Below are 14,149 nucleotides of genomic sequence, written 5' to 3' on the forward strand. Positions count from 1 at the left end.
ACGCGTTCGCGGCGGTGCGAGCGATATAAAACAAAGCCCTCCTTCGGAGGGCTTTGTCGTTTTTCTGCAGCCGTTGGGCCCCGACGCCGAGGCCCAGGCCTGTCGTTAAAGGAAGGCGAACTTGGCGATGAAGATCACGCACAGCACGTAGAGGCTCAGCGAGACCTTGTCGCGCTGGCCGGTCAGCAGCTTCAGCGTGGCGTAGGTGAGGAAGCCCAGGGCGATGCCGTTGGCGATGGAGAAGGTCAGCGGCATCATCACCACGGTGACGATGGCCGGAATGGTGTCGGTGTGGTCCTTCCAGTCGATATGGGCCATGCCGCTCATCATCAGCATGGCGACGTAGATCAGTGCACCGGCGGTGGCGTAGGCGGGGATCATGCCGGCAAGCGGGGCGAAGAACATCGCGGCGAGAAACAGCACGCCAACGGTCACGGCGGTCAGACCGGTGCGGCCGCCGGCGGCAACGCCCGAGGCGCTTTCCACGTAGCTGGTCACCGGCGGGCAGCCGACCAGCGCACCCACCACGCTGGAAGTGGAGTCGGCCTTCAGCGCCTTGGACAGGTTCTGGATCTTGCCGTCCTCATCCACCAGGTGGGCGCGATGGGCCACGCCCATCAGCGTGCCGGCGGTGTCGAACATGTTCACGAAGAGGAAGGCGAGGATCACGCTGACCATGGCGACGTTGAACGCACCGGCGATATCCATGGCCATGAAGGTCGGCGCCAGGCTCGGCGGCATCGATACCAGGCCGCTGTACTCGACCAGGCCCAGGGCCCAGCCGAGGGCAGTAACGCCGAGCATGCTGAAGAGGATCGCGCCGAACACGTTGCGGTGACTGAGCACGGCGATCAGCAGGAAGCACACGGCGGCGAGCAGGGCGCTGGGTTCGCCGAACGAGCCCATGGTCAGCAAGGTGGCCGGGCTGTCGACAACGATGCCGGCGGTTTTCAGGCCGATCAGACCGAGGAACAGGCCGACCCCGGCGCCCATGGCGAAGCGCAGGCTCATGGGGATGCTGTTGAGCAGCCATTCGCGGATCTTCGACAGGCTCATGATCATGAACAGCACGCCGGAGATGAACACCGCGCCTAGGGCGATCTGCCAGCTGTAGCCCATCTCGCCGACCACGGTGTAGGTGAAGAAGGCGTTCAGACCCATGCCTGGCGCCAGGCCAACCGGCCAGTTGGCGTAGAGGCCCATGAGGAAGCAGCCGAGCGCCGCGCCGATGCAGGTGGCGACGAAGGCCGCGCCATGATCGACGCCGGCGCCGGCCATGATGTTGGGGTTGACGAAGATGATGTAGGCCATGGTAACGAAGGTCGTCAGGCCGGCCAGCAACTCGGTTTTGATGGTGGTGCGGTGCTCGGTCAGCTTGAAGAAACGGTCGAGCAGACCGGTTCTCGCCAGTTGAGACGCGTGTTGTTGTTTGACGCTTTCCACAGCGGGTACTCCTCATCTCTCTTGTTGTGTACCGCCCAGAGCCTCGCGCAAGGACAACGGCTCTCTGAGGCAGGCGGTGCGTTCGCGGTGCTTCCTGGCTAAGTTGTTGACCGAGCGGTCAAGAAGTCACTCAGGCGCGATTATGCTGTTGTATACAAAAAATGCAATTAATGTTTTTAATGTTGCAAAAAACGCACCCTGATGCGGGTTCGGGCGGGTTAGCGTGCGTATCGGGCGACAATGCGGGCTGCGCTTTTGGAGAAAATCCTTTTGAAACAGTGAGGTAGGGTTTCTGGATGATGCCTGGGGCGGCGGCGGGGCGAGCGGGCGAGGAGAGGTGGTTCGATGGTTTAGCTGGTAATGGCCTGATAACAGCAAGCTTTATAAAGAAAGAGTTTTAGAGGGGCCGCCGTTCGTCTGGAGAGTTCGATCCGCTTCGGGCGAGCAGGGCGAAGATCGAGAGGTGTGTCGATTGATCGAATTGTGTACAATTGCCTCAATTTATTTCCGATGATTTTTAGCCCGCCGCTTGTCAGCTACCGGGTAGAACACAGTAGAGTCGCAGTGTCGCCGACTCTCATTGACGCGAGCCAGAATGAACGATCAATTGCAGCCCCTCAAGAAGCAGCCGCGCACCGGCAAAAGCAGCCGCAGCGGGACTCAGGACGATGTCGTATACGCCCATATCTTCGATGCCATTCTCGAACAGCGCCTGGCGCCCGGCACCAAGCTGAGCGAAGAGGCCCTGGGCGAGATCTTCGGCGTCAGCCGTACCATCATTCGTCGCGCCCTGTCGCGCCTGGCACATGAGGGCGTGGTGCTGCTGCGGCCGAATCGCGGTGCGGTGGTGGCCAGCCCCAGCGTCGAGGAGGCGCGGCAGATTTTCTACGCACGGCGCCTGGTCGAGCGCGCCATCACCGAGTTGGCTGTCGAGCACGCCACCGCCGAGCAACTGGCGGAGTTGCGGCAGATGGTCAAGGACGAGCAGGACAGTTTCTCCCGCGGTGATCGCGGCGCCGGTATCCGCCTGTCCGGCGAGTTCCACCTCAAGCTGGCCGAGGCCGCGCGTAACGCGCCGCTGGTGAGCTTCCAACGCAGCCTGGTATCGCAGACCTCGCTGATCATCGCCCAGTATGAGAGCGGCGGCCGTTCGCATTGCTCCTACGACGAGCACAATCAGCTGATCGACGCCATCGAGGCGCGCGACGCCGCCCGCGCCGTGCACCTGATGATGCACCACATGGATCACATCGACAGCAAGCTGAACCTGGACGAGGAAAGCGCCTCGGACGACCTGCACGCGGTGTTCTCGCACCTGCTGCAGACCAAGAAGAAGCCGGGACGCAGCGCCGCCAATCGCTGACTCCTTGCGTGTAATTGACAAAGCCCCGCTGCGCGAGCATCGGGGCTTTTTCATTGGTGGTGTCGGCGCTCTGCAGCTATTTCGACGCTTGTGTAGGAGCCGCGTCTCGCGGCGAATTGGGTTGGTAGCAACTTCGCCCCGGGGCGGGGCTCCCACAAGTTGGCGTCCGTCTATCCAGCTGTAAGGTGCTCCCCGCGCTTAACGCTGGTGCACCGATACGCCTGCGGCGAAGGTCTCCTTCACCGCGCGGTCGTCGCCGAGCATGGTCAGGGCGAACAGGCGTTCTTCCAGGCTCCGAGCCTGCTGCATGCGGTAGCTCAGCAGCGGCGTGGCGTTGTAGTCCAGCACCAGGAAATCGGCGTCCTTGCCGGGCAGGAAGTTGCCCAGCTGGTCATCCAGGTACAGCGCGTTGGCGCCGCCCAGGGTAGCCAGGTACAGCGACTTGAACGGGTCGAGTTTCTTGCCCTGCAGCTGCATGATCTTGTACGCCTCGTTCAGCGATTGCAGCTGACTGAAGCTGGTGCCGGCGCCGACGTCGGTGCCCAGGCCGACGCGTACGCCGTGCGCTTCCAGCTTGTTCAGGTCGAACAGGCCGCTACCCAGGAACAGGTTGGACGTCGGGCAGAAGGCGACCGCCGAACCGGTCTCGGCCAGGCGCTTGCACTCGTCGTCGCAAAGGTGCACGCCATGGGCGAACACCGCGCGCGGGCCGATCAGCTTGTGATGGTCATAGACGTCCAGGTAGCCCTTGCGCTCGGGGAACAGCTCCTTGACCCATTCGATCTCCTTGCGGTTCTCGGACAGGTGGGTGTGCATATACAGGTCCGGGTACTCGCCCAGCAGCTTGCCGGCCAGCTCCAGCTGCTGCGGCGTGCTGGTCGGCGCGAAGCGCGGGGTGACCGCGTAGTGCAGTCGACCCTTACCGTGCCAGCGCTCGATCAGTGCCTTGCTTTCGGCGTAGCCGCTTTCCGCGGTGTCGGTCAGGTAGTCCGGGGCGTTGCGATCCATCAGCACCTTGCCGGCGATCATGCGCAGGTTGAGCTTGTCGGCCTGCTCGAAGAAGGCGTCCACCGATTGCGGGTGCACGCTGCCGAACACCAGGGCGGTGGTGGTGCCGTTGCGCAGCAGTTCCTTGAGGAAGATCGCCGCCACGTCGCTGGCGTGAGCCTTGTCTTCGAACTGCCGCTCGGTGGGGAAGGTGTAGGTGTTGAGCCAGTCCAGCAGTTGTTCGCCATACGAGGCGATCATGCCGGTCTGCGGGTAGTGGATATGGGTGTCGATAAAGCCGGGGGTGATCAGCGCATCGCGGAAGTGCTGGACGTCGACGCCGGCCAGTTTCGGCAACAGCTCGGCAGCGGCGCCGACCTGGACGACCTTGCCGTTTTCGATCAGCAGAATGCCGTCCTCGAAATACTCATAGGACTGCTCGACGCCGACCACGGCCGGGTCGGCGAGGCTGTGCAGGATGGCGGCGCGGTAGGCTTTGATGTTGGTGGTCATCTATTACGTCTCAATTGGGGGCGGCACTGCGTAGGGCGCGCGGGGCCGCCTAGGCTGTGCGCACCACTGGCAATGCGGTGTTATTGGTGCGCGCGGCGCACCCTACTGGGCGCGCTGCGAATTAGGCAGAGTCAGGACCGGCGCGAGGCCGGCAACAGCTTGGCGACGCTGGACTCACCTTTTTTCACGTCCTGGCCGAAGCTGGCGTTGTAGGTGGCGATCACCTCACCGGCGATGGACACGGCGATCTCCACCGGCAGCTTGCCTTTGACCTCGGGCAGACCCATGGGGCAGCGCATGCGCGCCATCAGCGTTTCCTCGAAGCCGCGCTCGCGTAGACGGTGTTCGAACTTGACGCGCTTGGTCTTCGAGCCGATCAGGCCGTAGTAGGCGAAGTCGCCGCGCTTGAGGATCGCCGCGGTCAGCTCCAGGTCGAGCTGGTGGTTGTGGGTCATGACGATGTAGTAGCTGCCGGGCGGCATGTTCGCCACCTCATCGACCACTTCGTCGTTGACGATCTTCTCCACGCGGGCGGGGATGTGCTCGGGGAATTCGTTCTCCCGCGAGTCGATCCAGCGCACCTTGCACGGCAGACTGGCGAGCAGCGGCACCAGCGCGCGGCCGACATGGCCGGCGCCGAACACGGCGATCTGCGCCTGTGGCTGGCCCATGGGCTCGAACAACAGCACGGTGGCGCCGCCGCAGCACTGGCCGAGGCTGGCACCGAGGGAGAAGCGCTCCAGGCGGGTGTCCTGGCAGCGGCTTTCAAGCATCTCGCGCGCCATCTCCATGGCCTTGTATTCCAGGTGGCCGCCGCCGATGGTCTCGAAGATGCGATCGGCGGTGACCACCATCTTCGAGCCGGCATTGCGCGGCGTCGAGCCGCGCTCTTCGATGATGGTCACCAGAACGCAGGCTTCACCTTTGTGCTGCAGCTCGGCGAGGGCGCTGATCCAGCTCATTTGCTCAGCCTCCAGGAAGGCGTGGTCTGTCCCGGGCGCGGCAGGCGCCAGTTGCTCGGCGACGGGTCGAGAATCGGCTCCGGTGCCGGGCGAGCAGGGCGGTTATTCGGTTCGGTGTGTTTTGTCATTGTTGTACACCTGCTTTGTTCTTCATTCACGCCTCTGGTGGACAACGCTTCGCGGTTGTCCACCCTACGAACCGCCGTAGGGTGGATGTCGCGCAGCACATCCACCAAGGTGTTTAACGTTACGCCGGTTCGACCTCGGCAGCGCTGGCAGTCTTGGCCGAAGCCTTCAGCTTGCGCATCTGCTCCACGCCCCAGAGCACGCGCTCAGGCGTGGCCGGGGCGTCGATCTGCGGCTGCACCTTGTAGTCGGCCAGGCTGGCTACGGCGTCCTTCAGGGCGCACCAGGCGGCGATGCCGAGCATGAACGGCGGCTCGCCCACGGCCTTGGAGTGGAACACGGTGTCTTCCGGGTTCTTGCGGTTTTCCACCAGCTTCACGCGCAGGTCGATGGGCATGTCGGCGATGGCCGGGATCTTGTAGCTGGCCGGGCCGTTGGTCATCAGCTTGCCCTTGGCGTTCCACACCAGCTCTTCCATGGTCAGCCAGCCCATGCCCTGGACGAAGGCGCCCTCGACCTGGCCGATGTCGATGGCCGGGTTCAGCGAGTCGCCGACGTCATGCAGGATGTCGCCACGCAGCATGCGGTATTCGCCGGTCAGGGTGTCCACCAGCACTTCCACGCAGGCCACGCCGTAGGCGTAGTAGTAGAAGGGACGGCCAGCCGCCTTGTCGCGGTCGTAGTAAATCTTCGGCGTACGGTAGAAGCCGGTCGACGACAGCGAGACCTGGCCGAAGTAGGCCTTCTGGATCATCTCCTTGAAGGATAGGAAGTGGTCGCGCACGCGCACCTGCCCGTTGCGGAGTTCCACGTCTTCCGGGGTGACCTTGTACTCGCGCACCAAGAAGTCCACCAGGCGCTGCTTGATGGTTTCGGCTGCGTTCTTCGCCGCCATACCATTGAGGTCGGCGCCGCTGGAGGCAGCGGTGGGCGAGGTGTTGGGAACCTTGTCGGTGTTGGTGGCGGTGATCTGGATGCGCTCGATATCGACCTGGAACACCTCGGCGACGACCTGCGCCACCTTGGTGTTGAGGCCCTGGCCCATCTCGGTGCCGCCGTGGTTGAGGTGGATCGAACCGTCGGTGTAGATGTGGATCAGCGCGCCGGCCTGATTGAGGAAGGTGGCGGTGAAGCTGATGCCGAATTTCACCGGCGTCATGGCCAGGCCTTTCTTCAGCACCGGGCTCTTGGCGTTGAAGGCGCGAATTTCTTCGCGGCGCTTGGCGTACTCGCAGCTCTGCTCCAGCTCGGCGGTCATCTCGTGGATGACGTTGTGCTCGACGGTCTGGTGGTAGTGGGTGACGTTGCGCTCGGTCTTGCCGTAGTAGTTGAGCTTGCGCACTTCCAGCGGGTCCTTGCCCAGGCTGCGCGCGACGGCGTCCATCACTTCCTCGATGGCGACCATGCCCTGCGGGCCGCCGAAACCGCGGTAGGCGGTGTTCGAGGCGGTGTTGGTCTTGCAACGATGACCGTTGATGGTGGCGTTGCCGAGAAAGTAGGCGTTGTCCGAGTGGAACATGGCGCGGTCGACGATGGAGCCGGACAGGTCCGGCGAGTAGCCGCAGTTGCCGGCCAGGTCCATCTCGATGCCGTGCAGCAGGCCGTCGTCATCGAAGCCGACGTCGTACTCGACGTAGAAGGGGTGACGCTTGCCGGTCATGCTCATGTCTTCCATGCGCGGCAGACGCATCTTGGTCGGGCGGCCGGTGAGGTGGGCGATGACCGCGCACAGGCACGCCGGGCCGGCGGCCTGGGTTTCCTTGCCGCCGAAACCGCCGCCCATGCGGCGCATGTCGATGACGACCTTGTTCATCGGCACGCCGAGCACTTCGGCCACCAGCTTCTGCACCTCGGTGGGGTTCTGCGTCGAGGTGTAGACCAGCATGCCGCCGTCTTCGGTGGGCATCACCGAGGAAATCTGGGTTTCCAGATAGAAGTGCTCCTGGCCGCCGATATGCAGGGTGCCCTGCAGGCGACGCGGGGCGTTTGCGAGTTTGCTGGCCGAGTCGCCGATGCGGTGGGTGTGGCTGGCGAGCACGAAATGTTTCTTGCGGTAGGCCTCGACCACGTCGAGCACCGGCTCCAGGTCCTCGTACTCGACGATCGCGGCCATGGCCGCCTTGCGCGCGGTTTCCAGGCTGTCGGCGGCGACCGCCAGCACCACCTGGCCAACGTATTCGACCTTGCCGTCGGCCAGCAGCGGATCGCCGGCGACCACCGGGCCGATGTCCAGCTGACCCGGTACGTCGTCCTTGGTGATGGCGATGGCCACGCCCGGGAATTCGTAGCAGGGGCTGGTGTCGATGCGCACGATACGCGCATGGGCGCGGTCCGACTGACGCGCGTAGACGTGCAACTGGTTGGGGAATTCCAGGCGATCGTCGACGTAGACCGCTTCGCCGGACACGTGCTTGTCCGCGCTCTCGTGCTTGACGCTACGGCCGACGCCGCTGGTCATGCCGGCGCGGAACAGTTCGGCCAGCTCTTCCTGGGATTTGTGTTCGATATGACTGGACATCTTCGTCTCCAAAAAATCTCTGCGCGCTTATGCGTAGGCCGTGACCCGGGTTTCGATCTCGGGTGACTGCTGTTCCAGGAAGAACTTGCGCAGCAGGTTCTGGGCGGTGAGCAGGCGGTATTCCTTGCTGGCGCGGAAATCCGACAGCGGGGTGAAGTCCTCACCCAGCGCGTCGCAGGCGCGTTCGATCACGCCCGGATACCAGGCCGAGCCGACCAGGGCCGCTTCGCAGGCGCTGGCGCGTTTGGGGATGGCGGCCATGCCGCCGAAGGCGATGCGCGCCTCGGTGACCACACCGTCGACGATGCTCAGGTTGAAGGCCGCGCAGACGGCTGAGATATCGTCGTCCAGGCGCTTGGACACCTTATAGGCGCGGAACGCCTGGTTCGCCTGCTTGCGCGGCACGATGATCTTCTCGATGAATTCGGCTTCCTGACGCGCGGTCACCTTGTAGTCGAGGAAGTAGTCCTGCAGCGGCAGGATGCGCCGGGTGTTGCCCTGGCGCAGAGCGATCTGGGCGCCGAGGGCGATCAGCAGCGGCGGCGCGTCACCGATGGGCGAGGCGTTGCCGATATTGCCGCCCAGGGTGCCCTGGTTGCGAATCTGCAGCGAGGCGAAGCGGTGCAGCAGTTCGCCGAAGTCCGGGTACTCGCGCGACAGGGCTTCGTAGCAGTCGGACAGGGCGGCGGCGGCGCCGATCTCGATGGCGTCCTTGGTCACCTCGATGCGCTTCATGTCGTCGATGTGGCCGACGTAGATCATCACCGGCAGCTCGCGGTGGAACTGGGTGACTTCCAAGGCCAGGTCGGTGCCGCCGGCGAGCAGGCGCGCCTCAGGGTTGGCGGCGTAGAGGTCGGCCAGGTCGGCTACGGTCAGCGGCACCAGGCAGCGCTTGTCGCCGCTGTTGAGCTCGGCGGTCTCGCGCGGGGCGATGGCCTTGAGCCGGGCCACGGTGTCGGCTTCGAAGGCGTCGAACTGATCCGGCTGCTTCTGGCAGCAAGCCTGCTCGGCGGCGTCTATGATCGGGCGGTAGCCGGTGCAGCGGCACAGGTTGCCGGCCAGCGCTTCGAGGGTCTGGCCCTTGTCGTAGCCACTGGAATTCTTCTGCAGGGCGAACAGCGACATGATGAAGCCGGGGGTGCAGAAACCGCACTGCGAGCCGTGGCAGTCGACCATCGCCTGCTGCACGCTGTGCAGCTTGCCCTGGTGCTTGAGGTCTTCGACGGTGATCAGCTGCTTGCCGTGCAGGCTGGAGACGAAGGTCAGGCAGGAATTGAGGGTGCGATAGCGCACGCGCTCGCCATCCAGCTCGCCCACCACCACGGTGCAGGCACCGCAGTCGCCGGAGGCGCAGCCTTCCTTGGTTCCGGTTTTGCCGACGTGTTCACGCAGGTAGTTGAGCACGGTGACGTTGGGGTCCAGGGCATGCTCGGTACGCAGCTCCCGGTTGAGTAAAAACTGGATCAAGGACGACCTCCAGACACTTTATTGTTATGACTCGGTTGGCGGGCCAGGTGATGCATGCACTGCAAGGCACTGGCGCGGGCTGCCATGGGGCCAATCTAGAGTTTTCTGACTTTTGGGTCAACAAATATTTGACCCCGTAGTCAGCATACTGTCATACGAATCGGTTATGAGCCTGGCGGCCGGGAGTCATGAGCTCAGCGTAGCGACTTTCATGCCAGCGCAGGCGCTGCCAGGGCACCCTACAAAACACAACCCCGGCAGCCTGCGCTGCCGGGGTTGAGGTGAGGAGGGCGGATCAGGACTTGGCCAGCTGCGATTCGCTCAGCTGATGCTCCTCGCCGGCATAGTAGGCGCGCACCTTGGGGTCCATCACCGCGCGCCATAGCGGCGGGAAGAGGGCGAGTACGATCATCCCGGCATAGCCGTTGGGCAGTTGCGGGCTGTCGTCGAAGTGGCGCAGCACCTGGTAGCGGCGCTTGGCGTAGGTGTGATGGTCGGAATGGCGCTGCAGGTGGAAAAGGAACAGGTTGGTCAGCAGGAAGTTGCTGTTCCATGAGTGGCGCGGGTTGGTGCGCTCGTAACGACCGTTGTCCAGCTTGCGACGGTGCAGGCCGTAATGCTCGACGTAGTTGACGATCTCCAGCAGGGTGAAGGCCATCGCCGCCTGGCCGAGGAAGAACAGTGCACCGAACCAGCCGAGGACGAGGGCGAAGCCTAGGAGAAACAGCCCGCTGATGGGGTACCACCAGATCAGTTCGTTGCGCCAGTGTAGCGCCGGCAAGCCGCGACGTTTCAGGCGCTCGGCCTCCAGTGCCCAGGCGTTGAGGAAGTTGTGCTTGTAGGCGTGCGGCAGGAAGGCGTAGAGGCTCTGGCCGAAGCGCGAGGAGGAGGCATCTTCCGGCGTCGAGACGTGCACGTGATGGCCGCGCACGTGCTCGACCTTGAAGCCGGCATAACACACCGCCGCCAGCAGCAGGCCGCCGGCGTTCTGCTCCAGCAGCGGGTCCTTGTGGATCAGTTCGTGCGACACGGTGATGCCGATGGCGCCCATCACCGTTCCTACCGAGAGCAGCCAGCCGAGCTGGCCGATCCAGCTCCAGGCCTCGTAGCTGACGAAGATCCATCCGCTCCAGGCCAGCATCGCCAGCAGTAGCGGCACCGTGGCCAGGCTCAGCAGGCGGTAGTAGCCCTGTGCTTCGAGATTCGCTACTTCGTCGCCCTCATCCGGGTTGGCAGGGTCGCGGCCGACGACGAAATCCAGCAGCGGGATCACGCCGAACACCACGCCGATCACCAGCCAGGCCCAGGCGTCGGCATGGGCACTACCCAGCGACCAGTGGTAGCTGAGTGGAATGCCGAGTACCGGAACCAGCCAGATCCAGTAGCCGAACTTTTTCAGGGTGATCATCCAGTGCGAGGGTAGGCGTTCGAACATGAAGGGCTCCGCTTTATTGTTACTGGCTTTGCGTTGGTCGGATTGTAGGACGATCTTCCTCGTCGACCGCCCCTGGCGGAGCCCACCTTTTGCTCGGTAAATGCAGATTCTCCGGTCGTGGTCCGGTAACGTGGATTCAACGGCGCCCCGGCATTGTTCAGTCTTCAGCCGCTCTCGCCGTGCGCGAGGCCGCTGGCCGGCGCGGCAACGGGTTTCTACCTGCGGGGCTTGCCGCCTCCTTTACCGCCGCCGCCACCACCATCGCTCACCACCAGGGCGGTGGACATGTCGCTCCAGGCCGATGTCTGCTCGCCATCGCGCGCCCGTACCCGATAGGAGTAGCGGCCACTCCCTACGTCATCGGTATAGCTGCGCAGGTGCACATCGGTTATCGCTATCAGCGACGTCGAGGTGATGCGGCCACTCTTGTGCAGGGTGTTGCGCTCTATATCGAAGCCGGTGACGCTGACGCCGTCGTGGCTCCAGTCCAGCCGTGCCGCCTGGTTGCCTTGCGCCAGGGTCACGACCTGCGCGCCGGTCAGTATCGGCGTCGTCACGGGCTGCGGCGGCGGTTGCACGTCGCCGGTGGTCAGCGCGCCCAGCAGGTTCAGCCGGCCATGCCGGGTCCATTCCTGCATGTTCTGGCCCTGGGCGCCGGTCTTGTCGGCGCCATTCTCCAGGCGCCAGCGCACCACCTGGTTGCAGGGCAGCCCCCCCCAGAGACAGCTGGCGGGTTTCAGGTCCTGCGCGGAGGAAAGGTTGCCGGCCTGCAGCGCCGCGTAGAGATCCGCCCACACCAGCGCCGCGCCGCCGGCGACCAGGGGCGCCGCCATCGAGGTGCCATCCCACCAGTCGACGCAGCTGTCCACTCCGGGCGCCAGGCCGCAGTGGGCGTCAGGCAGGACGCCGATGATGGCCTGGCCGGGCGCGGCGAGCGACACCCAGGGGTCGTTGATCTGGCTGTAGGTGGAGAAACTGGCGCGGTAGTCGTTGTGGTCCGAGGCGGCCACGGCGATCACCGTCGACTCACCGTTCGCATCGGTACAGGCGGCCGGGTACAGGCGCTGGGTGTCGCCATTGTTGCCGGCGCCGGCCACCACGACCACGCCCTGGCGATTGGCGAACAGCACGGCATCACATTCGGCACTGGAGGGCGTGGTGGGGCTGATCCCGCCATCCGCATCGATCCAGTCGCTGCCGTAGCTCATGGTGATGACGTGGTACTGGCTCCTGACCAACGTGTCGCCCACCATCTGATCGCTGGCCGCGGCCACTATGGCCTGCGCCGAAGCGGAGACCGGGCAGAGACCGACGAAGAACAGGTTCGCCCCGTCGCTGACCAGCTCCATGTAACAGACCTTGAAGATGCCTGCGCCGGTGTGCCAGCCACTGCCGGCAATGCCTTCGCCATTGTTGGTGTTGGCCACCACCTCCGAGGCGGTGAAGGTGCCGTGGCCCAGGTTGTCACAGGCGGGGTTCGTCTCGGTACAGCTGTCCCAGGCCTGGTTGCCGACGAAGTCGACCTTTTCCAGGCATTTGCCGCCTAGTTCCAGGGTGGCGCAGTCGGCGCCGCTGTCCAGCACCGCCACCTTGGACGTGTCATAGGCGGTAGGGTCGGTGGTCGCGACGCCCCGGCTGATGTCCCAGGCTTCGGGCGCGTCGATATCTGCATCCGGGGTGCCGGCGGTGCTCCTGAGGCTGGCGCCGAGCGGCGTGTGCTGCACATAAGTGTGGGATTGGCCGCTATTGTGCAGGTACCACTGTTCCTCGAAATAGTTGCCTCCACCGGCCGGGGCGGGGCCGGGTTCCTCGCTGGGCACCACCAGCAGGCGGTGATAATCGGGCTCGGCATAGAGCACGTTCGGGTTGGCCCGGTAGGCGGCCACCTTGGCCATCACCGAGCCGGCGGCAACCCCGACGACCTGCACGTCGATGGCGGCAATGCTGCCGATGGCGGTGGCCGCGGCGTGGCGATGGGCTTCGGCGATATGCGCGGCGGCGGTGCCGGGCCTGAACTTGACCAGCACGCGGTCGGGTGCGAAGCGTTCGGCGGCTGAGACGGCGAGCAAGCCTTGCGGGGCGGGTTCGGGCTGGGCCTGGGCGGTGGCCGTGATACTCAGCCCGAGCAAAGCAAACGCGAAATAGATGGGGCGCATGGGAATGGCCTCCCTGATGCACTTTGGCAACTGGCCATGGCGCGTCGTCAAGCAGAGCCGATGGCGCGTCAAACAGCAGGCGTTTTTACTGCGGACGACAGATGATGACGGTCTCTTGACATGAGCGTAGATGCTTTTGGCCGGCGACGCTAAGTGATTGAAAAGATATCTTTATCGACTGTTTCATGAGTGTTACAGCCATGCTTGGGGTGGGCGTCCTGGCAGCGTTGCTCTGTCGAACAAGGGGCTCTACGGGGCGCCAGCGGATCAGCGGGAGGTCGGCAGGTCGTGCCGGGAGCCGGGTGCTGGAGGCTCCCGGCAGTGGGAATGGTGACTGGCGGCTTCCGCCGACTGCCGGTCAGGCCCGCTCTCTGGCCGCGTGCGGCAGATGCACCGCCCTTGGCCCGGTCCCCCCCTGTGGTACACTCGCGGCTCTTTTTTCTGCCCCGCGCCAGACCTTGTGGGGCCCACAGACTCGCCCGCTTCGCCCGACAGGCCAGATAGAGCCTAAGGAAGATCATGACGTTCAAGGCACCGGACAGCCTCGCCGAGCAAATTGCCCATTACCTGGCCGAACGCATCGTTCGCGGCGAGCTCAAGGAGCGCGAGCGCATCCAGGAGCAGAAGATCACCCAGGCGCTCAACGTCAGCCGTGGTTCGGTGCGCGAGGCGCTGCTGATTCTCGAACGCCGCCACCTGATCGTGATCCTGCCGCGCCGCGGCGCGCAGGTCGCCGAGCTGACTCCGCACAAGGTGCAGAGCCTGTACGGCCTGGTGATCGAGCTGTACATCCTGCTGGCGCGCGCAGTGGCCGACGGCTGGCGGGAAGAGACCGACCTGGTGCCGTTCCTCGATATCCAGCGGCGCCTGCAGGACAGCCTGCAACGCGGCGATATCGATGCCTTCGTCGAGCACAGCTTCGACGTGATGCGCGCCGCCTTTCCCTTCGCCGACAACCCCTACCTGCAGGAAACCCTGGAGAACCTGCTGCCGGCGATCAGCCGCACCTACCACCTGGCGCTGGAACGGCGCAAAGGCGAGATGGGCCAGTTCATGAACACCTTCGCCAGCCTGCTGCAGGCGATCATCGCCCGCGACCACGACCGCGCCCGCGAGGTGCTGCTGGCATACGGCGAGCACAACTGCCAGCTGGTGCTGGCGACCCTGGCCGAGCGCTAA

General features: G+C 64.5%; 9 protein-coding genes. 2 read left to right on the plus strand and 7 right to left on the minus strand.

The annotated features are described in order from the left end of the window. Positions 1-105: 105 nt before the first annotated feature. Positions 106-1,443: an NCS2 family permease gene (locus ACUTAF_RS08855; protein ID WP_445579623.1), complete on the minus strand. Its 1,338-nt coding sequence runs from the start codon at positions 1,441-1,443 to the stop codon at positions 106-108. 595 nt (positions 1,444-2,038) lie between these two features. On the opposite strand from ACUTAF_RS08855, the gene ACUTAF_RS08860 reads away from it, so the two are divergent. Continuing rightward, positions 2,039-2,806, plus strand: coding sequence for a GntR family transcriptional regulator (locus ACUTAF_RS08860; RefSeq protein WP_445579624.1), 768 nt, complete (start codon positions 2,039-2,041; stop codon positions 2,804-2,806). Positions 2,807-3,004: 198 nt separating this feature from the next. Here the strand turns inward: ACUTAF_RS08860 and guaD are convergent, their stop codons facing one another. From guaD to ACUTAF_RS08890, 6 genes are all read right to left on the minus strand, one after another. Beyond that, a complete protein-coding gene (gene guaD / locus ACUTAF_RS08865; RefSeq protein WP_445579625.1) occupies positions 3,005-4,306 on the minus strand; it encodes a guanine deaminase in 1,302 nt (433 codons plus the stop codon). Positions 4,307-4,437: 131 nt separating this feature from the next. Beyond that, positions 4,438-5,268: a xanthine dehydrogenase accessory protein XdhC gene (gene xdhC / locus ACUTAF_RS08870; protein WP_445579626.1), complete on the minus strand. Its 831-nt coding sequence runs from the start codon at positions 5,266-5,268 to the stop codon at positions 4,438-4,440. 247 nt (positions 5,269-5,515) lie between these two features. Next, positions 5,516-7,912, minus strand: coding sequence for a xanthine dehydrogenase molybdopterin binding subunit (gene xdhB / locus ACUTAF_RS08875; RefSeq protein ID WP_445579627.1), 2,397 nt, complete (start codon positions 7,910-7,912; stop codon positions 5,516-5,518). 27 nt (positions 7,913-7,939) lie between these two features. Further along, positions 7,940-9,379, minus strand: a complete 1,440-nt coding sequence (xdhA, locus tag ACUTAF_RS08880; protein WP_445579628.1) for a xanthine dehydrogenase small subunit — start codon at positions 9,377-9,379, stop codon at positions 7,940-7,942. A gap of 295 nt (positions 9,380-9,674) precedes the next feature. Then, a complete protein-coding gene (locus tag ACUTAF_RS08885; RefSeq protein ID WP_445579629.1) occupies positions 9,675-10,814 on the minus strand; it encodes an alkane 1-monooxygenase in 1,140 nt (379 codons plus the stop codon). 215 nt (positions 10,815-11,029) lie between these two features. Next, a complete protein-coding gene (locus ACUTAF_RS08890) occupies positions 11,030-12,970 on the minus strand; it encodes a S8 family peptidase (RefSeq protein ID WP_445579630.1) in 1,941 nt (646 codons plus the stop codon). Positions 12,971-13,489: 519 nt separating this feature from the next. On the opposite strand from ACUTAF_RS08890, the gene ACUTAF_RS08895 reads away from it, so the two are divergent. Further along, a complete protein-coding gene (locus ACUTAF_RS08895) occupies positions 13,490-14,149 on the plus strand; it encodes a GntR family transcriptional regulator (RefSeq protein WP_445579631.1) in 660 nt (219 codons plus the stop codon).

The organism is Pseudomonas sp. SP16.1 (assembly GCF_052682975.1).